The sequence below is a fragment of the Amycolatopsis sp. EV170708-02-1 genome, assembly GCF_022479115.1.
Taxonomy (GTDB): domain Bacteria; phylum Actinomycetota; class Actinomycetes; order Mycobacteriales; family Pseudonocardiaceae; genus Amycolatopsis.
This window is the reverse complement of the sequence record NZ_CP092497.1, coordinates 4,916,777-4,936,901: the sequence shown is the minus strand read 5'-3', so window position 1 is coordinate 4,936,901 and position 20,125 is coordinate 4,916,777. Positions and strand designations below refer to the sequence as shown.

10 protein-coding genes, 2 tRNA genes and 1 pseudogene are annotated in these 20,125 nt (G+C 71.2%); 7 read left to right on the top strand and 6 right to left on the bottom strand.

All coding sequences use genetic code 11. The features are described from left to right. Positions 1–15: 15 nt before the first annotated feature. Together MJQ72_RS22475 and MJQ72_RS22470 are read right to left on the bottom strand one after the other, a co-directional pair. A pseudogene (locus tag MJQ72_RS22475) lies at positions 16–1,229 on the bottom strand (lipase family protein). Between the two features lie 115 nt (positions 1,230–1,344). Then, positions 1,345–1,917 (bottom strand): hypothetical protein, encoded by a 573-nt coding sequence (locus MJQ72_RS22470; protein ID WP_240592945.1) that lies wholly within the window; start codon positions 1,915–1,917, stop codon positions 1,345–1,347. A 488-nt stretch (positions 1,918–2,405) separates the two neighbouring features. Between MJQ72_RS22470 and MJQ72_RS22465 the strand changes: the two genes are divergently transcribed. From MJQ72_RS22465 to MJQ72_RS22435, 7 genes are all read left to right on the top strand, one after another. Next, the gene (locus MJQ72_RS22465; protein ID WP_240592944.1) at positions 2,406–3,641 is read left to right on the top strand and encodes a DUF6801 domain-containing protein; all 1,236 of its coding nucleotides are present in this window, start codon (positions 2,406–2,408) and stop codon (positions 3,639–3,641) included. A 63-nt stretch (positions 3,642–3,704) separates the two neighbouring features. Beyond that, entirely contained in the window at positions 3,705–4,826 is a 1,122-nt protein-coding gene (locus MJQ72_RS22460; protein ID WP_240592943.1) for a DUF6801 domain-containing protein, read from the top strand. Between the two features lie 263 nt (positions 4,827–5,089). Further along, entirely contained in the window at positions 5,090–7,318 is a 2,229-nt protein-coding gene (locus tag MJQ72_RS22455; protein ID WP_240592942.1) for a cation-translocating P-type ATPase, read from the top strand. A 49-nt stretch (positions 7,319–7,367) separates the two neighbouring features. Beyond that, positions 7,368–9,248, top strand: coding sequence for a serine/threonine-protein kinase (locus MJQ72_RS22450; RefSeq protein ID WP_240592941.1), 1,881 nt, complete (start codon positions 7,368–7,370; stop codon positions 9,246–9,248). 9 nt (positions 9,249–9,257) lie between these two features. Beyond that, complete coding sequence (locus MJQ72_RS22445; RefSeq protein WP_240592940.1) at positions 9,258–11,102, top strand: serine/threonine-protein kinase; 1,845 nt, start codon at positions 9,258–9,260, stop codon at positions 11,100–11,102. A 78-nt stretch (positions 11,103–11,180) separates the two neighbouring features. Next, positions 11,181–11,255 (top strand) — tRNA-Val (locus MJQ72_RS22440). A gap of 36 nt (positions 11,256–11,291) precedes the next feature. Next, positions 11,292–11,363 (top strand) — tRNA-Val (locus MJQ72_RS22435). Between the two features lie 295 nt (positions 11,364–11,658). On the opposite strand, the gene MJQ72_RS22430 is transcribed toward MJQ72_RS22435, so the two are convergent. The 4 genes from MJQ72_RS22430 to MJQ72_RS22415 are packed head-to-tail and all read right to left on the bottom strand — an operon-like array spanning position 11,659 to position 19,774. Further along, entirely contained in the window at positions 11,659–13,155 is a 1,497-nt protein-coding gene (locus MJQ72_RS22430; RefSeq protein WP_240592939.1) for an MFS transporter, read from the bottom strand. Beyond that, positions 13,152–17,348 (bottom strand): type I polyketide synthase, encoded by a 4,197-nt coding sequence (locus MJQ72_RS22425; RefSeq protein WP_240592938.1) that lies wholly within the window; start codon positions 17,346–17,348, stop codon positions 13,152–13,154. The genes MJQ72_RS22430 and MJQ72_RS22425 overlap by 4 nt, the downstream gene beginning before the upstream one ends. Then, entirely contained in the window at positions 17,345–19,081 is a 1,737-nt protein-coding gene (locus MJQ72_RS22420; protein WP_240592937.1) for a fatty acyl-AMP ligase, read from the bottom strand. Before MJQ72_RS22420 ends, MJQ72_RS22425 begins: the two co-directional genes overlap by 4 nt. A 9-nt stretch (positions 19,082–19,090) precedes the next feature. Continuing rightward, entirely contained in the window at positions 19,091–19,774 is a 684-nt protein-coding gene (locus tag MJQ72_RS22415) for a hypothetical protein (RefSeq protein ID WP_240592936.1), read from the bottom strand. Positions 19,775–20,125: the final 351 nt, after the last annotated feature.

Here is a 20,125-nt window from a genome sequence, read left to right as displayed (position 1 = left end):
ACGAGCAAAGGATGATCAGCAGTTCGACGTCGCCGGAGCGCCCGCGACGCGGTCCTTGAGGAAGGCGAGCACGTCGGCGTTCCCGGTGTAGACCGCCGTGATGTGGTCGGTCTCGAAGGTCTTCCAGGTCGTCTTGACCCCGGCGGTGCAGTAGGCCTTGTGCAACGCGTCGGCCTGGGCGAACTGCACGAGCTGGTCCTGGGTGGCGTGGTAGAGGAACACCGGGACCTTGGGGGAGTGCCGCCGAGCTTGTTCTCGTTGAGGCGCTTCACCCATTCCGGGCGCACGTACCCGGCGCTGGTGGTGTAGTCGGCGATCTTGTTGTTCGCGTAGGTCGTGAGAAGTTCGAACGTGCACGCGCTCTTCTGCATCTCCGCCAGCTTCACGCGGCCGTTGTCGCTGAGGAACGAGTCCAGTTTCAGTTCGGGATAGGCGTTGTCCAGGCCGATCAGGGCGTAGGCGAAGACACCGAAGCCGAACTTGCCGTCGAGCTGCAGGGTGACCTGGACGAGGTCGGCGGGCACACCGCCGGCGGCGACGCCGACGAGGTTCAGCTCCGGCGCGTAGGCGGGCTGCAGTTCCCCTGCCCAGGCGGCCGCCCCGCCGCCCTGCGAGTACCCGCGGAAGAGCACCTTGGCGTCGGCCGACAGTTTCGCCTCCGGCAGGCGCTGCGCGGCGCGGACGACGTCGATCACCGCCGGGCCTTCCGAACGCCCAACCACGTAGGTCGTCTTCGGATCCTGGCGGTAGCCCTCGTAGTCGGTGAGGGCGACGGCGTACCCGGCGTCGAGCGCGTCGTCGAGACCGGACTGCTCGTAGAACGCGCCGATGTCGATCATCTTCGACGGCGTGCAGGTGAACGCGGGACCGTGCGTACCGGCGGCGAACGAGACGATCGGCGCCTTCGCCGGGTCCACGTTCTTCGGCACCAGCACGGTCCCGGTCACCGCGTCCGGCTGCCCGAGAGCGTTCGTCGACAGGTACATGACCTGCCACGCGTTGACGGAATCCTTACGCGGACCGGCTTTCGAGATACGCGAGCGGATGATGTCGCCCGGTTTGCCCGCGGGGAGCGGAGACGGCGGGGTGTAGAACGAATCGTCGGACGCCGCCGCGACGGCGGAACTCGCCGGGCTTCCGGTCAGCACGGTCAGGAGACCGGCGGACAGGACGATCGCCAGCGCGACGGCGAGCGTCCGGCGGGACGGGCGGGTGAACGGGGTCGGCACGGCCGGGCCTCCAGGGCGGATAGGTGACTGGGTGGATGCCGCGAAAGCCACTTTCAGGACATTGGATGTCCCGAAAGTGGCTTTCGCGACACCGTTCGGACTTCGTGGTGCCGGCTCAGGCGTTGCCGCCGTAGACCTGGCGGCAGGTCGTGGACTCGGTGAACGCGAGATCCAGTTCCGGGTTGGTGCGCAGGTGTTTGATCGGGCCTTCCGGCTCGCTCAGCCCGCTCATCGTGCTGTCCGCGTCGGCGACCACCTTCTGCAGGCTCGCCTGGTCGGTGACCTTCGCGTCCTGCATCCGCGTCAGGGTGGCGGACACCTTCGACTTGGTCTCGCCGAGCGTGGTGGTGGCCTTGTCCACGGCGGACTGTCCATCCGGGACCGGCGGCACACCGGCGTTCCGGAGCCCGCCCGCCATGTCGTCGAGCGCGGCGGAGAGCGAGTTCAGGAAGCCCACCATGGCGGTCTTCGTCGCCTGCGGATTGGCGGGGTCGAACGCGGGCGGCTGCGACAGCTTCGCCGAGCCCGTCGCGACGCCCGAGCACACCTTGTCCACCCACGCGAGCGCGGCCGGGTCGGCGTGCCTGCCCGCGTCGGCCGGGTCGTCCGATCCGCAGGCGCTCAGCAGGACCGCCGCGGCGGTCACGGAGACGGTGGCGAACGCGATTCGCGCTGCCGTGCGGCGCATTCTTTTCATGATTTCCCCGTCGAATTCGGCGAAAGAGGGCCTGTCGCGCCCGCGACGAGCGGGAATCCGCGGTGGTCGGCGGCGACCGGCTTGCTGAACCGCGAGGTTACTCACGAAAGATTCCGGCAAGCAAGGAGGGTGCGGGCCGGAAAACGGGGATTGGCATGCGCGAGATAGTTTCCCGGGGCGCGATTGTCACCCTCGTCAGCGGTTCCGCGAGCCGCCTTATCCGGCTCTGAACTGGGGAAACCCATGTGTCGCTACTAGGAACACCGCCGCCGCACCGTGCCAGCGTGACAATTTACCGGTGGCACGTCAACTTTTCCGGTGAAGCACTTGATAGCGGTGCGGACGCGTCGTTAGTTTACTGTTCGGTTGCGATCCGTCAGACATCGTCGCTACCCGGAGAATTCTCTCGGGCCGGTAATCATTGCTCTGGGGAATTGTACGCCGTTTCGTATCATCGTTGATACCACGGAAGGACGATCGTGAGTCACCGTAGAGGAACCAAGAAGGCGGTCGCCGCCGCCGCTGCCGGTGCCGTGGGGCTTGCCACCGCGGTACTCGTGGTCGGGGCACAGTCCAGTGTCGCCGATCCGATCTCACTCGCGCTCAACTATCACTGCAACCTGCCGCTCGTGGGGTCGCAGTCGCTCAAGGTGGTGATCAACACCGATCTTCCGCTGTCGGTCAAGACCGGTCAGCCGACCGGCACGTTCGACATCAAGGCCGTGTCCACGATCAACGCGGACACGGTCAGCGGGCTCAACCTGATCGGTGCGACCACGCTGGAAGGCCAGGCCATCGCGGCGGCGAACGTGGAGGCGCCGGGGCTCAACCTCCCGGTCAAGGTCCCGAACGACATCGCCAAGCAGAACATCCCCACCTCGGGCGAGATGACGGTCAACGCGGCGGGCAAGACGCCTTCGCTGACCTTCAACCAGCCCGGCGAGGCGAAGATCACCGTGGGCGACCTGCAGCTGAAGGTCACCCCGCGCAAGGCCGACGGTTCGGTCACCGGCATCACGCCGGACGGCACGATCGACGCGCCGTGCACGCAGGATCCCGGCCAGAACAACACGCTGGCCACGATCAAGATCGGTGAAGGGGGCGGCGGCACGACCACGCAGACCACGCCCACCACCCCGACCACGCCCACCACCCCCACGACGCCGACCACGCCGACGACCCCGACCACGCCCACCACCCCCGGTGGCGGCGGGCTCAAGTACGCGTTCGGCATCAAGGGGCAGACCGCGCTGAAGTCTCTCGGCAGCACGGCCGCGATCAACGGTGGGTTCGACGCGGACGTGGACCTCGCGTCGAAGACGTTCACCGGTGACCTCAAGCTCGACCCGTCGTCGACCCAGTTCAAGCTGTTCGGGTTCATCGACGGTCGTTCGGAGATCAAGGTCGAGCAGGTCGGCAAGCAGTCCGGTGAGCTCGTCGGCACCGGGTTCAAGGCGCACATCAAGTTCAACGTGTTCCTGCCGAGCGTGCAGGTCTTCGGGATCCCCATCAGCACCGACCCGAAGTGCGGCACGGTCAGCCCGTCCACCAGCGAGATGACCACGGGGCCGGACTTCGACCTGCTCAAGGGCGGGAAGCTCACCGGTACCTACTCGCTGTCCGCGCTGCAGAACTGCGGTCAGCTGAACGACTGGATCAGCGCGTTCGCCAAGAGCGACGGCAACACGCTGGACCTGAACCTCACCAAGAAGTAGTCAGGCAGCCGGTCCCCGTCGCCTCCCGCGACGGGGACCGGTGCCGTTTTCGGGAAGGCGACCATGCCCCTTCGTGTCAACGTCCGGATGCTGCTCGCGGCGGGACTCGTCGTGCTGATCACCGCCGGCTGCCTGCTGTTCGTCGCCGTCCGCAGCGCGGCGGCGGGTACGCCCGTGGACAAGAAGCTGTCGTTCACCTGCCCGTTCCCGCTGATCGGGTTGCAGAAGCTCGACGTGAACATCAAGGCCGACTTCGAGGTGCCGACGGCGCCCGGCGGCACGCTCACCACCTCCGGGCTGACCATCACCGTGACCGTGCCGGACAAGGCGGCCCGCGGGCTGAACCTCGTCGGCGCCACCACCATCGAAGGCACCGCGGCGGCGGGCGTGACAGTGGTCAACGGCGACGCGAACCCGCTCCCCGTGCGCATCCCGCTGAACGTCGCGAAGACCGACCTCCCGCCGTCCGGCCCGTTCAGCCCGGTGGCGACCGGCACCGTGCCCACGGTGACGCTGGCGAAACCCGGCACGACGACGCTCACCGTCGGGGACTTCACGACCCGTCTCACCCCGAAGAAGGCCGACGGTTCCTTCACCGGGCTCGGCTCGTTCACCTCGGACTGCACGCTCGACCCCGGCCAGGACCCGGTCCTGCTCTCCTTCGAACTCGGCGACAAACCCGCGGGGCACCGGTACGCGGTCGCCGGGAAGACCGGCGTCAAAGCACTCGGCGCGGCCGCGCCGCTCACCGGCACCTTCGACCTGAGCCCCACCGCGGCCACCGTGTTCAGCGGCGGCCCGGTGTTCGACAAGGCGCACGCCGACTTCCGGCTGTTCGGCTTCCTGCCGGGCTCGGCCGATCTGGAGTTCGTCGCCGACGGAGCGCAGGGCGGCGATCTCGCCGGGACCGGTTTCGTCGCGCGGCCCCGGTTCACCACCGTCCTTCCGCTCGTGACGCTCGTCGGCATGCCGGTCAGCACCGGGCCGGGCTGCCGGACGTCGGCCCCGTCGACGGCGGAACTGCGCACCGGCGACGGTTTCACCATGGCGATGGGCGGTGCGCTCACCGGCACCTATTCGCTGGCGCCGCTGACCGGCTGCGGCGCGTTCACCTCTTACGTCAGCACCCTCTTCCAGGGAGACGGCAACACCTTCGAGCTCGCGCTGACCCCACGCCAGACCTGAGCCAAGCGTGCTTGGAGCCGTAACTCGCGTGCTCAAAGGCGTAACTCGCGTGCTTGGAAGCCGAACACCGAGTTACGCCTCCAAGCACGCGAGTTACGGCTCCAGGCACGCGAGTGCGGTGTCGGGACACCTGTTTCCACCACCACCGCAGTAGTCGGCCCGGCGGCGGGTCCGGTTCCCGCCGCCGGTAATCTCCTCGCGACACCAACCAGGACACCTGTTCCACCACCAGGAACCATCGGTGAAACCTGGGAGTGCCACGAATGACGATTTCCGCGCCGGAGTCCGCCGTCCGCACGGTGGAGCTGACCGTGTCGGGGATGACCTGCGCCGCCTGTTCGGCGCGGGTGGAACGCACGCTGAACAAGCTCGACGGGGTGCGCGCGTCGGTGAACTACGCGACCGAGCGCGCCACCGTGCAGGTCCCCGGGACTCTTGCCGACGACGTGCTCATCGAGCGGGTCCGCAAAGCCGGCTACACGGCGGAGATCCGGGGCGACGAGGATCCCGACATCGGCTTCGCCCGGGTCCGTGATCTCCGGCGGCGGCTGGTCGTCGCCGCGCTGCTGGCGATCCCGCTGGGGAACCTCTCGATCACGCTCGCCCTGGTCCCGCGGCTGCGGTTTCCCGGCTGGGAGCTGCTGTGCCTCGCGCTGGCCGTTCCCGTGGTGTTCTGGTCCGCGCTGCCGTTCCACCGCGCCACGCTGCGAAACCTCCGTCATCGGTCGTCCAGTATGGACACCCTGGTGTCGCTGGGGGTGCTCTCGTCGTTCGCGTGGTCGGCTTGGTCCGCCTTCGCGGGCGGCACCGAACCCGGCTACTGGATCGGCTTCGGCCCGACGGCGGCCGGTGCCGACGCCATCTATCTCGACGTCGCCGCCGGGGTGACCACCTTCCTGCTGGCAGGCCGGTACTTCGAGAGCCGGTCCCGGCGCAGCGCCGCCGGGCTGCTGGCCGCGCTGGACGCCTTGGCCGCCAAGGACGTCCGGGTTCTGCGGGAAGGGGCCGAGCGGATGGTCCCGATCAGCGAACTGGCCGTCGGCGACCTGTTCGTGGTCAAGCCGGGGGAGTCGATCGCCGCCGACGGCGTCGTCCACAACGGACTGTCCACTGTGGATGTCAGCGCGGTGACCGGTGAGCCGGTGCCCGCGGAGGTCGCCACCGGGGACCGGGTGATCGGCGCCTCGGTGAACCGGGACGGCAGGCTCGTCGTCCGCGCGACCGCGGTCGGCACGCACACCCAGCTGGCCCAGATGACCGCGCTCGCGGAACGCGCGCAGGCTCGCAAGGCCGCGGTCCAACGCCTGGTCGACCGGATCTGCGCGGTGTTCGTCCCCGCCGTGCTCGGCGTGGCGGCGCTGACGCTCGCGGTCTGGCTGCTCGGCGGCGCGCCCGCGCGCGAAGGGTTCGCGGCGGCCGTCGCCGTCCTCATCATCGCCTGCCCGTGCGCGCTCGGGCTCGCGACGCCGACCGCGCTGATGGCCGGGGTCGGTCGCGGCGCGCAGCTCGGCATCCTCATCAAGGGCCCGGACGCGCTCGAGGCGAGCCGCACGGTGGACACCGTCGTACTGGACAAGACCGGCACCGTCACCACCGGGAAGATGACCGTGACCGCGTGCCGTCCCGCCGACGGGTTCACCATCGGCGAGCTGCTGCGGTTCGCCGGGGCCGTCGAGGCCGGTTCGGAGCACGCCATCGCGGCGGCCGTGGTGACCGCGGCGCGCGCCGAGCTGCCGGACCTGCCCCCGGTCGAACGCTTCGCCGCGCTGCCCGGGCTCGGTGCGCGGGGAGACGTCGAGGGACAAGACGTCCTCGTCGGCAACGCGCGTCTGTTCGCCGACCGCGGGATCTCCGTTCCCGGCGACTTCACGGCGGCGGACGGCGCGACGGCGATCCTCGTCGCGGTGGACGGCCGGGTCGCCGGGCAGCTGGAGGTCCGGGACGTCGTGAAGCCGTCGGCGCGGGCCGCCGTCGACGCCCTGCACGAGCTCGGCCTGCGGACCGTGCTGCTGACCGGCGACAACGAAGCCGCCGCCCGCGTGGTCGCGGACGAGATCGGCGTATCCGACGTGCGTGCCGGGGTGCTGCCCGCGGAGAAGGCCGCGGTCATCGAGGAACTGCGGGCCGGGGGAGCGCGGGTCGCGATGGTCGGCGACGGGATCAACGACGGTCCGGCGCTGGCCACCGCGGATCTCGGCATGGCGATGGCCCAGGGCAGCGACATCGCGGTCCGCTCCGCCGACATGGTGCTGGTCCGCGAAGACCTGCGCGTGGTCCCCGACGCCATCCGGCTCGCCGACCGCACGCTGCGGATCATCCGGGGGAACCTGCTCTGGGCGTTCGGGTACAACGTCGCCGCGATCCCGCTGGCCGCGCTGGGACTGCTGAACCCGCTGATCGCCGGGGCGGCGATGTCGCTGTCGTCCGTGCTCGTCGTGTCCAACAGCCTCCGGCTCAAGGACTTCGGCCGGGCGGACCGACGCGCCGCGTGACACTTGCGGGTGGTTTTGTACCATCGCCCCTCGGAACAAGGGGGCCTTCGTGAAGCCGTTGAACACCGGCGAACCCACCGGCGTGGGGCGCTACCGGGTGTTCGCCGCGCTCGGCGAGGGCGGGATGGGCCGGGTGCTGCTCGGGACCTCTTCCGACGGGCGCCTGGTCGCGATCAAGCAGGTCCATCCGGGTTTCGCGCACGACCCCGGCTTCCGCGAGCGGTTCCGCCGGGAGGTCGAAACCTCCCGCCTGGTGTCCGGCGCGTACACCGCGCCGGTCATGGACGCCGATCCGAACGCGCCGACACCGTGGCTGGCCTCGGTGTTCGTGCCGGGACCGGCGTTGTCCGAAGCGGTCTCCGCCGGCGGCCCGCTGCCTCCGGTGGCGGTCCGGCATCTCGCCGCGGGGCTCGCGCTGGCGCTCGGCGACATCCACCGGGCCGGACTGATCCACCGCGATCTGAAGCCGAGCAACGTCATCCTCACCGGTGACGGCCCCCGGGTGATCGACTTCGGCATCGCCCGCGCCGTCGAAGGCGACTCCGAACTCACGCACACCGGCGCCGTCATCGGTTCGCCCGGGTTCATGTCGCCGGAACAGGCCGAGGGCAAACCACTGACCCCGGCGAGCGACATGTTCTCGTTCGGCGCGCTGCTGGTGATGGCCGCGACCGGGGCGAATCCGTTCACCGGGACGTCCACCCCGCACACCTTGTACAACGTCGTGCACGTCCACCCCGATCTCCGGCAGCTGGCACCGGAGCTGCGGCAGATCGTCGAGCCGTGCCTGGCGAAGAACCCGGCGGACCGGCCGTCACCGGCTTGGGTGCTGGAGCGGCTGGGCCCGATCCCGCCGATGACCAGCCCGTGGCCTCCGGTGGTGTCGCATCTCATCGAGACGCAGCAGGCCCAGGTCCGGCGGCTGCTGAATCCGCCGCCCCCGAAGCGATCCCGGCGCGGCCTGTACGCGGGGCTCGCCGCGGGCGCCGTCGTGCTGCTCGCCGGCGGCGTCGTCGCGGCGGTCTCGTTGTCCGGGGAAGATCCGCCGGTGGCCGTCGCGCCGAGCTCGCCGCCGCAGCCGGACGAACCGATCGCCACCCCGGTCAACCAGGACCCACTCGGCCCGGACAATCTGCGCCGCGTCGACCTGTGCAAGGTCCTCGAAGGACGAGACGTGCCGGGCTTCGGCAAGCTGAGCAGGAAGATCGACGTCCAGTTCGATTCGTGCACGTACTCCTCGCCCGCGGGCAAATGGCTGGAGCTCGCGGTCGGCGGCGATCTGATCGAAGGCGAATCGGGCGGCGAGCTGGAAGGGCTTCCGCTGCGGGTGAAAGGCTCCGACGACTCGTGCGCGGTCGCCGTCCCGGTGTCCGGCCTGCCGAACACCAAACTCGCCGCCGACGTGAACTCGATGTCCACAAAGGACACGGCGTGTTCGGTGGTGAAGGCCGCGCTCGCCGACGCGGTGAAGCGGATCCGCGCCGGCGGCCAGGAACGCGAGCTCCCCGCCGGGACCCTGGCGCCGCTGGATCCGTGCGCGCTGCTCGGCCCCGCGACCACCGACCGGCTGATCGGCCCGGTCGTCGAAACGATCCGCGAACATCTGCACGAATGCCGGTACGACACGGCGGGCAGCGTCCGGCTGAGCTTCGTGCGGTCGTATCCGCCGGTCCAGTCGAAGGACTCGTACTACACCGGCACCGCGACGTTGGACATCGGTGGCACCAAGGTGTATCTGGCGAAGCGGGACGACGGTGCCGCCCGCTCCAGCTGTTCGCTGACCTGGCAGCACCGGTCCGTCAGCGACCGTGACGGCGAGAACGTCGAGCTCACCGTCGGGACCAGCGGTTCCGAGACGAACGCCGACCAAGCCTGCGAAAAGGCGAAGCGCTTCGCCGAGGCGCTGATGCCGAAACTTCCGAAACCCTAGGGCTGATCAGTGAAACCGTTGAACCCCGGCGAACCCCGGCAGATCGGCCCGTACCGGATCATCGCCGAGCTCGGCGAAGGCGGCATGGGCCGCGTCGTGCTCGGCCTCGCCCCGGACGGCAGGCTCGTCGCGGTCAAGCAGCTGCACGCCCAGTTCGCGCACGACCCCCGCTTCCGTGAGCGGTTCCGGCGCGAGGTCGCCACGTCGCGGCTGGTCTCCGGGGCGTACACGGCAGCGGTCATGGACGCCGACGCGGAAGCGGAAACCCCGTGGCTCGCCTCGGTCTTCGTCACCGGGCCGTCCTTGAAGGAGGCCGTGGACGCGGCCGGCCCCCTGCCCGCGGAGTCGGTGCGGCTGCTGGCGTCCGGGCTCGCCGCGGCGCTGACCGAGATCCACCGTGCCGGGCTGATCCACCGGGACCTCAAACCCAGCAACATCATCCTGACGAGTGACGGCCCCCGGGTGATCGACTTCGGCATCGCGCGAGTGGCGGAGGACGTGCCGGATCTCACCGGGACGGGCGCGATCATCGGCTCGCCCGCGTTCATGTCCCCGGAACAGGCGGGCAGCGGGCCGATCACCGGCGCGAGCGACGTGTTCTCCCTCGGCGCGATCCTGGTCATGGCCGTGACCGGCCGCGGCCCGTTCACCGGCCCGACCGCACCACAGACCCTGTATAACGTCGTGCACGCCGCGGCGGATTTCAGCGCCGTCCCGGACGAGATCCGGCAGGTCGCCGAACCCTGCCTGGCCAAGGACCCCGCACGGAGGCCCACCCCGGAACAGATCCTGGACTTCCTCGGCCCCGTGCCGCCCGGTGCGGCGCCCTGGCCGCCCGCCGTGCACGCCCGGATCCGGCAGCAGGACACCGAAGTGCGCTCGGTGCTGGCCCTGCCGCTGCCGATCTGGCGGCCGCCGCCCAAGAAGATGGCGCCGCGGACGAAGAAGATCCTGTTCGGCTCGCTCGCCGCGGTCGTCCTGCTCGTCGTCGCCGGGATGGTCGCGCTCGGGCTCGCCATCGCCGAGCACGCCAAACCCGAGAACCCCGGGACGACGTCGCTGTCGGCGAACGAGGCACTCGGCCTGGAACGGCTGCGCATGGTGGATCCGTGCAAGGTGCTCGCCGGCCGGTTCGTGCAGGAATTCGGCACCCTGAAGCCGGAAACGGGCCCGATCTACCCGGCACGCTGCAGGTACACCGGCCTCAAGGGAGTCAGCTTCGAACTCCGGCTCGGCGAAGGGGTGAGCACGTCCAGCGTCGAACGGACGGACCGCACGGCCGAAGGAGTGCCGTTGCTGCGCAGCACGATCAGCGGCGGCTGCGATTCGGTCGCGCAGCTGCCGTCGGACCGGCGGCTCGGCATCGTCGTCTCCCATCCCGGCCGGGAAGGCGATCCCTGCAAGGCCGCCGACGACATGCTGAGCGCCGCGCTCACCCGGCTGCGTACGCATGAGGCCGACCGTGCCGGTGACCCGGCGAGCATCCTGCCGCTCGACCCCTGCGCGGTCGCCGACCCGGCCGTGCTCGGCAAGGCCATGCCCAACGCGCAGCCCGCGCCGCGGACGTTGCGGATCTGCGAGTGGGTGGGCGGCGGCGACACGCTGACCGTCGAGTTGCAGCGAGGCGCCTACGCGCCGGAGGGGTCGCCGGTCGACCTCGGCAGTGGCGTCACTGGTGACCTGCGGGAGTTCGGCGGCTCGAACTGCGCCGTCACCTGGCAGCATCGTCCGCTGCCGGACCGCGAGGCCGAACATGTCGCCGTCCGGCTGCTGGCACGCGAGGGGAGCGGGAGCCCGTGCGACCGGGCGAAGGAGATCGCGGGCTCGGTCGCTTCCCGGCTGCCGAAACCCTGAGCTTCGCGGAAGGGGAACCCCTGTGACGGCCCGGAAACGGGGTCCGCTAAGCTGTCTCCAGTACGAACGAAACACCACGCGCGTTTAGCTCAGCGGGAGAGCGCTTCCCTGACACGGAAGAGGTCACTGGTTCAATCCCAGTATCGCGCACCAGGTTCGCTTCCTCCGGTGGACCGAAGTTCGTACCGCGGGCGATTAGCTCAGGGGGAGAGCGCTTCGTTCACACCGAAGAGGTCACTGGTTCGATCCCAGTATCGCCCACCGCAGTGAAGGCCCCACCCGAAGCCGGGTGGGGCCTTTCGCGTTACTCACGTGCTTGAAGGCGTTACTCGCGTGCCTGGAGGCGTATCTCGCGTGCTTGGAGGGACGACACGCGTGATCAGACGGACGGCACACGTGTCCAGGCGGACGGCTCGCGGCGGATCCGGCCGCACCGTGTGCCGTCCCTCCAGTCACGCGTGTCGTCCGTCTGATCACGCGTGTCGTCCGCCCGGTCACGCGAAACTCCCAGTTCGGTCTTGGGGCTCGTGAGTGGTAAGGACGGTTCTAACCGTCCTTACCACTCACGAGACCCAAGGCGCGCGCTGGCGAGGACGGCCATCAGGAACAGTCCACAAGCGACGGCCGCCGACACCTGGAGTCCGGTGGTGCAGGCGGCCTTCGCGGCGTCGAGCAGTTCGTCGGCTAAATGCGGCGTGAGGCCCGAGGTGGCCGCCTCCGCTTGGGCCGGTCCCGACAGGGCGAGCACCCGCGCTGGTTCGGGCAAGCCGGCTGGGACGGCCAGATGCCCCGCGTACACGGCGGCGGCCAGGGAACCGAACACCGTCGTCCCGAAACCGGCACCCAGTTCGTAACCGGTCTTCTCGACCGCCGCGGCACCGCCCGCCTGGTCCGCCGACGTCGCCGAAAGCAGGGTGTCGGTGCTCGCAGTGAGCGCGAGCGCCATCCCCAGGCCCAGCCCGGTCAGCCCGGCGCCCAGCAGCACCGGCGAGGTCAGCGCGGCCGGACCCGCCGCCGGGACCAGCAACGAGACCGCCGCCACCCCGAACCCGGCCGTCCGGACCCGGGCGTTGCCGAAGCGCCCCAGCAGGGACGGGGTCACCACACTGCCGACCGCCGACGCGCCCAGCACCAGGAGGAGCCTGCCCGCCGCCGCGGTGGGCGAAAGCCCGAGCACCACCTGGAGATACTGGGCGAACAGCAGGCCGAGCCCGACGAGCGTGCTCATCACCAGCAGCACTCCGCCGACCGCGGCCCGCACACCCGGCCGCCGGAACAGGGCGAGGTCCAGCAACGGCGGATCGGTCCGGCGCTGGCGGCGCAGGAACAGTCCGATGAGGACACACCCGGTCGAGCCCGAGGCGACGGCGGTGGTCCAGGAGCCCGGATGCCCGACGGCGAAAGCGATCCCGAGGACGCCGCTCGCCGCGAGGGCGGCACTGACCGCGTCCCACGGCCGCCGTCCTGGCGGATTCCGGGGAAGCCATCGCACCGCCAGGACGACCGCCACCAGGATCACCGGAGGATTCAGCAGGAACGTCGCCCGCCAGCCCCAGGACTCCACGAGCACTCCGCCGAGGATCGGCCCGAACACCGATCCGGTGCCCGCGATCCCGCTGCACACCGCGATCGCCGCGCGGCGACGCCGCTGATCCGGGAACAGCTCGCGGAGCAGCGACATCGTCACCGGCATGATCATCGCGCCACCGCAGCCGAGCAGTGCGCGGCAGCCCAGCAGCACCGGCACGTTCGGCGCGAACGCGCAGCCGAGCGACGCGATCCCGAACACGACGTACCCGGCGACCAGTACGCGCCGCCGCCCGTACCGGTCGCCGAGGGTGCCGAACGGCAGCAGCAGCGGTGCGGCGGTCAGCGGGTAGATCGCCACGATCCACACCTGTGCCGCCGCGCCCGGGCGCAGCTGCCGGACGAGGTCGGGCAACGCGACGTGCAGCACGGTCGCGTCGACCGCCACGAGGAAGAGCCCGGCGCCGAGTACCGCCAGCAGCGGCCAGGCGCGGTCGACCGCTCGCTCGGCCCGGGCCGTGGTCACAGGAGTCCCGTCAGATGCCTCGCCACGACGTCGACGTGGGGCGGGTCGACCACCGACAGGTGATGCGCCTCGACCGGCACGATCTCCAGCCCCGGGCACAGCTCCGCCCAGCCCGCCGCGAGATCTGTGCGCGAATACCGCGGTTCCATCGCCAGCCCGGCCGCGTACTGCTCGGTCGCCCGGTAGAGCACGACCCGTCCGTCGTAGCGGCGGGGTGTGCCCCGTTCGGCCGCCAGGGTGTCCAAAAAGGACTGACGCTGGTGCCGGAGCACGCCGGGGCTGAGCAAACCCGCCTCGGCGACCCGCCGCATGGTCAGCTCGATCTGCTCCTCTTCGGGTAGCGGCGCGAGTTCCTCGTGGCCGAGCCGCACTTCGCGGCCATAGGTCCCCTCGACGTACCCGGTGAAGCGCAGGAACCGCCGGGCGGATGACGCTCTCGCGTCGAGGTCCGGTTCCGGAAGCGGGAGCATCGTGTCGATCAGCGCGACGAACTCGACCTCCTCGCCCTCTTCGGCGAGCCGGGCGGCGACGCCGTACGCCAGTGCCCCGCCGAACGACCAGCCCGCCAGCCGGTACGGCCGGTCGCGACGTTGTTCCCGCACCAACGGCAGCAACTGCTCGACCCGGTCTTCGATGCTGACACCGGGAACGCGTTCGAACCCGACGCACGGCACACCGGAGGGCAGCCGCTCCAGCAGCGGCCGGTACACGGTGCAGGTGCTGCCGCCAGGGTGGAACAGCAGCAGCGGCGCGACTCCGGCCTCACCAGGTGCGAGGACGTGCACCGGCCCCCGCTCCTCCCGCGTGTCGAGGACCGCGCGGGCGACGTCGGCGATGGCTGCGAGCGAGTCGTGCCGCCGGAGTTCGGCGGCGTCGACAGGAGTGGCGAGCTCGGTGCCGAGTCCCTCGGCGAGCAGCTCGGCCAGCCGGTCCGGCGTGTCCGTCTCGGTCAGCCGGACGTGCATGCCGGTCGCTTCGGCGCCGGTGTGTTCCTGCCATAGGCGCAGCACCAGGCGATCAGCCGCGTCCCAGGCGCGGCCGCGCGACGGCAACGGTTCCTCGTTCTCGCGGGGCGCGAGATCGCGGCTGAGCTCGGCGAGCGTGGCGCCCCGGAGCACGGCGGCGGCGTCGGGTTCGGTGCCGAACTCCCGGCGGACGGCCTCACGGATCCGGTTCGCCATCAGGGAATCCAGTCCGAGCTCCACCAGCGGGACGTGGGCGTCGAGGCGGTCGGGACGCAGCCCCATGACGGCGGCGACGATCTCGGTGAGCCGGTCGCCTCCGCCGCTCCGCTCGGGTTCGGGCTCCGGGGTGCGCGCCGCGAACGACGGCGGTTCCTCGGCGGCGGTGTACCAGTGCCGTTCGTGCCGCCACGGCATCGGCGGGACGTCGACCAGCCGCGCCCCGTCGTCCGGATCGGCGGTGGTGATCCGGGTGCCGGCGCAGTACAGCTCGGCCGCGGCGGCGCCCAGCGCGCGGACCTCGTCCTGGCCCCGGCGCAGGGTCCCGGTGACGAGCGCGTCGTGGATCCCCTCGGCTTCGAGCGTCCTCGCCACCGAACCCCGCAGGATCGGATGCGGCGACACCTCGAGGAACACGCGGTGCCCGTCCGCGGCGGCGGCCGCCACGGCCTGCCGGAACCGCACCGGACGGCGCAGATGCGCGGCCCAGTATCCGGCGTCGAAGTCCGGCAGCTCCCGAGGATCGGCGAGAACCGTGTCGTACCAAGGCACCGTCGGACGACGGCCGCCCAGTTCGACGAGCGCCTCCCGGAGGGCGGGCAGGACCGGGTCGACGCGGGCGGAGTGCCCGGCGACCTCGACCGGCAGCCGCCGCGCCCGCAGCCCGGCGGCTTCCAGTTCCGCGACCAGGAGGTCGAGCACGGTCGCGTCCCCGGCCACGGTCAGCTGGCCCGGCGCGGATTCGACGGCGAGTTCGATGTCCGGGTACAGATCGAGCTCTTCGGGGGCGAGTTCGACCGCCGCCATCGCTCCGCCGGGCCTGATGGTGCCCAGGAGCCGGGCCCGGGTCGCCACCAGGTGGACGGCCTCGTCGGGGGTGAGCACGCCGCTCACCACGGCGGCCGCGGCGGAACCGAGGGAATGCCCGACGACGGCCGCCGGCCGGACCCCGAGCGCCTCCCACTGGGCGGCGAGCGCGATCTGCGTGCCGAAGATGGCCGTCTGGGTTTCGGGTAGCGACAACGGATCCCCGCCGGTGAGCAGTGCACGCAGCGAGCGGCCGGTGTGCTCGGTGAACAGGTCGTGGAGCTTGTCGACCTGTGCGGCGAACGCGGGTTCGGCGGCCAGCAGCCCCTGCCCCATGCCCGGCCACTGCGAGCCGTGGCCGGAGAACACGAACACCGGGCCGTCGGTGCTCCGGGCGGTGCCGGTGACCGTGCCCGCGGGCAGCGGATCGGCACCGGAGCCGACGGCGCGCAGCAGATCCGCCAGTTCGGCCGTGTCCCCGGCGACGACGGCGGCGCGGTGCGGGCCGCCGTTGTCCCGCCGGGACAGCGTGTGGGTGACGTCGGCGAGGGACAGCGACGACGTCGTGTCCAGCCAGTTCGCCAGCTGCGTCGCGCGTTCGGCGAGACGGTCTCGGGTGCGGGCGGACAGCAGGCCGATGCGGACGTCGCCGCGGTCCGGGACCGGCTCCGGTGGCGGCGCCTGTTCGAGGACGACGTGCGCGTTGGTCCCGCCGAAACCGAACGCGGAGACACCCGCCGTGGCCCGGCCGGACCGGCGTGGCCACGGCGTCGGTTCGGTCACCACCTTGAGACGCAGATCGTCGAACGGGATATGCGGGTTGGGGGCGGTGAAGTGCAGCTGGGGCGGCAGTTCGTCCCGGGTCATCGCGAGGACGACCTTGATCAGCCCGGCGATCCCCGCGGCCGCCTCCGCGTGCGCGATATTCGTCTTCACCGAGCCGATCAGCAGCGGAGCGTCGGCGGGACGGTCCTTGCCGAGCACGGCGCCGAGCGAGCGGGCCTCGATCGGGTCACCCAGCAGCGTGCCGGTGCCGTGCGCCTCGACATAGTCCACTGTGGACGGATCGAGCCGGGCGCCGTGGTACGCCGTGCGCAGCATGTCCTGCTGCGCGACGGGGTTCGGCGCCGCCATACCCTGTGAGCGTCCGTCGGAGTTGACCGCGGTGGCGCGGATCACCGCCAGCACCCGGTCCCCGTCGTATTCGGCGTCCGCCAGCCGCTTGAGCACGACGACACCGCAGCCCTCGGCCCGTGCGATGCCGTCGGCGTCCGCGGCGAACGTCTTGCAGCGGCCGTTTTCGGCGAGCAGCCCCGCCGCGGCGAACGCGGCCGTCGGGCCGGGCAGCAGCATGAGGTTCACCCCGCCCGCCAAGGCCAGATCCGCCTCGCCGTCGCGCAGCGCGCGGACCGCGTGGTGCACCGCGATCAGTGACGAGGAGCAGGCGGTGTCGACCGCCATACTCGGCCCGCGCAGGTCGTAGACGTAGGAGAGCCGGTTGGCCGCGATACTCCCGGCCGCGCCGGTGGCGGTCCACAGATCCACGCCGTCGCCCGCCATCGTGAGGTGGCCGTAGTCGTGGGTGGAGATCCCGGTGAACACGCCGGTCCTGCTGCCGCGCAGGGAAGCCGGGGCGATCCCGGCGTGTTCGAGCGCGGCCCAGGCGACCTCCAGCAGCATCCGCTGCTGTGGGTCCATTGTGGACGCTTCGCGCGGGGTGATGCCGAAGTGGTCCGCGTCGAAACCGGCCACGTCGTCGAGGAATCCGCCGACGATCGGTGCCGCGTCGGCGCTCCACCGGCCCGGAGGCGCGGTCCGGACGGCGTCCCGTCCGCTGCGCAGCAGCTCCCAGAACTCGTCGAGGCCGTCCGCTCCCGGCCAACGGCAGCCGAGGCCGACGACGGCGATCGGATCGGTCCGGCGCCGGTCCGTGCTCGCCGGTTCGGGTTCGGGCTCCGTGCCGCCGGTGAGCGAGCGGGCCAGGTGGTCGATGGTCGGGCTCTCCCACAGCAGGGTGGCCGGGAGCGGGGTGCCGAGCAGGTCTTCGAGATCGGCGGCGATCCCGACGGCCTGGCGGGAGGACAGGCCGTAGTCGCTGAGCGGGCGGTCGGCTTCGAGCCGGGCCGCGTCGACGCCGGTGTGCCCGGCGACGGTGTCCAGCAGCCAGCGGCGCAGCGTGGGCGTGTCGAACGACGGGTTTCTCATCGCACCAAGGCCTTTCCGTAATCGCCGGCGAGGTAACGGTCGCGGCAGGCGCTCCGCGCGATCTTGCCGCTGGAGGTCCGCGGGACCAGGCCCGCCGGGACGAGCACGACGTCGCGCAGCGCGAGGCCGTGCGCGTCGGAGACGAGCCGCCGGATCACCACGGCGAGTGCCCGCTCGTCCTCCGTGGTCAGCGCGGTGTGGCCGCGATGTTCGGCGACGATGACCGCGGCTTCGGTGTCGGTGCCTTCGACGGCGAACGCGGCGACACTGCCCGGGCGGATGTCGCGGTCGGCCGAGGCCGCCGTCGCTTCGACATCCTGCGGGTAGTGGTTGCGGCCGTCGACGATGAGCAGGTCCTTGATCCGGCCCGCGATGTAGACCTCGCCGTCGTACCGGACGCCGAGGTCGCCCGTGCGCAACCAGGGGCCGCTCGGAAGCCCGCCGTGGTCGCCGGTCAGCCGCGCGCCGAAGGTTTCGGTGCTCTCCAAGGGTTTCTGCCAGTAGCCCGTGCCGACGTTGGGGCCGTGCACCCAGATCTCGCCGACCGAACCGTCCGCCAGCGCGACCCCGGTTTCCGGGTCGACCAGCGCGACCTGCTGGCCCACCGGGACACCGCAGGCGACCAGCTTGAGGCCGTCGTCCGACGGCCGTGCCGTTCCGGCGCCCAGCGCGGCGCGGTCGAACGTGGTGACCCGTGGCGGAACGCCGGGACCGGTGGTGACGAACACGGTCGCCTCGGCCAGCCCGTACGCGGGCCGGGTCTTGTCCGGGGTGTATCCGGCCTCGGCGAACGTCTCGTGGAACCGGTCGAGTACGCCGGGGTTGATCGGCTCGGCTCCGTTGACGATCGCGGCGACCCGGTCGAGCCGGAGTTTGGCGCGGTCTTCCTCGCGCACCCGGCTCGCGGCGTAGTGGAACGCGAAGTTCGGGGCGGCGCTCCAGCTCCCGTTGTGGTCGCCGAGCAGTTCCAGCCAGCGCACCGGGCGCTCGATGAAGGCCAGCGGATCCATCAGCACCGACCGCATGCCCATCGCCAGCGGCGTGATCAAGCCGAGCACGAGACCCATGTCGTGGAACAGCGGCAGCCACGACACCGTGGTGCCCGTCGGCTCGATACCGAGCCCGTGCACCGCTTGGCGGACGTTGGCGAGCACGTTCTCGTGGGTCAGCACCACTCCGGCCGGGCTGCGCGTCGAACCGGAGGTGTACTGCAGGTACGCCACGTCGTCCGGTGCCGGCGCCGGGGCGGGCCAGGCGCGGACGGGGCTCGCTTTGTCCGCCGCGACGACCGTGACCTGCTCGCCGCCGGGCAGTCCCGCCAGGAATTCGCGGACCGCGTCCTCGGCCGCGGCGGTGGTGATCACCGCGGTGGGGGAGCAGTCGGTGAGCACCGCGGCGAGCCGTCCGGCGTGCCCGGGCAGCCCGGGATCGAACAACGGTACGGCGATCGCGCCCGCGGTGATCGCGCCGAGGAAGGCGACGACGTAATCGGCGCTCTGCGGGCACAGCACCGCCACCCGGTCACCGGGCCGGACGGGCAGCGCTCCCGCGACGGCGTCGACGCGGTCCTTGAGCTGTTTCCACGTCAGGGTCCGCCGTCGCCCGGCGCGATCGGTCGCGAAGTCGGTGAAGGTGACCGCCGGCCGGTCGCCGCCGGTGTCCGCCCAATGCCGGAGGCAGTCGGGGAGGGTGGGGCCGGCCGTGGCGGGCAGGTTTTCGGGGGCCAGGGACATGGCGTCTCCTCAGTATCCGGGGTGGTGCGGGGGATCAGCGGCCGAGCGGACCGGCGGCGTGCCGCCAGGCGGCGACGGCGAGCGCGTCGAGATCGAGGCCGGTCGTCCCGGCGTCACGAAGCACGACCAGCACGTCGTCGGCGGCGATGGCGACGGTGCGCAGACGCAGTCCCGGCAGCTCGGGGGCTGTCCGGGGAGCGTCAGGAGTTGTTCGTAGGAAAGGGTTTTCGCGCCCGGCACGGCGGGACCCGGGTGGACGGTGACGGTCGACACCGCGGTACCGGCCGCGTCGTCGACCGTCACCTTCGAGCACCTCCCGGCCTGCGCGGCCCATGCCGGCAGATCGGGCGGGTTCGTCAGGCGGGCGACCAGTTCGGAGACCTGGCCGCCGGGGACGGCGGACTGGAAGCCCTGGCCGGCGGCGCCGTCGCCGACCAGCCTGCCGTGGACGACGTCTTCGCAACCGCCGATATCGACCCTGCTCTGCCCACGGCCCGGGGTGGACAGTGCCGAGGCCACGTCGAAACCGTCGCGAGCGGACGCGTGCGGGACGGTTTCCGGTGGCAGCAGGGCGGCTTCCGGAACGACGGGGGAAGGCGGCGCGGGCGCGGCCTGAATCGATTCTCCGGGTGTGCCGGAAATGGTCGCGACCGCGGCGGCGGACACGACGAGCGCGCGAATTCGGGCAGCCATGAATAGCCCTTTCGGAAGGGTCCTTGGGAGGTTTGGTCCCTTCGGTGGGACGCGGGCGCCGGGGTCGCGTCAGGGAACGCCGAACCCGGGCGGCACGACGAAGGCTACGGCGGGAAATCGAATACCGGAAGGTGTCAAGAGAACGTAAATGTCCTTCGTGTACGGGGTGTGACCTGCGAGTTTCGGGATTTTCGCTGGTGTCCGAGCCAGTCTGGTACTCCCGTGCCACAGTCGTTCACTGTCCGTGAGCGACGGGTCACCCCGATGGGGGAGGCCGAGGCATTTCTTGTTTCCCTGGCATTCATATTGTCCTCCCGGATTGTGGGCGGGACAATTGCGCGGAAGAGGCTC

Excerpts from the sequence above, each read along its gene's own strand:
- MJQ72_RS22455 (WP_240592942.1), top strand. The coding sequence starts at position 5,090 with ATGACGATTTCCGCGCCGGAGTCCGCCGTCCGCACGGTGGAGCTGACC.
- MJQ72_RS22460 (WP_240592943.1), top strand. The coding sequence starts at position 3,705 with ATGCCCCTTCGTGTCAACGTCCGGATGCTGCTCGCGGCGGGACTCGTC.
- MJQ72_RS22415 (WP_240592936.1), bottom strand. The coding sequence starts at position 19,774 with ATGGCTGCCCGAATTCGCGCGCTCGTCGTGTCCGCCGCCGCGGTCGCG.
- MJQ72_RS22420 (WP_240592937.1), bottom strand. The coding sequence starts at position 19,081 with ATGTCCCTGGCCCCCGAAAACCTGCCCGCCACGGCCGGCCCCACCCTC.
- MJQ72_RS22425 (WP_240592938.1), bottom strand. The coding sequence starts at position 17,348 with ATGAGAAACCCGTCGTTCGACACGCCCACGCTGCGCCGCTGGCTGCTG.
- MJQ72_RS22470 (WP_240592945.1), bottom strand. The coding sequence starts at position 1,917 with ATGCGCCGCACGGCAGCGCGAATCGCGTTCGCCACCGTCTCCGTGACC.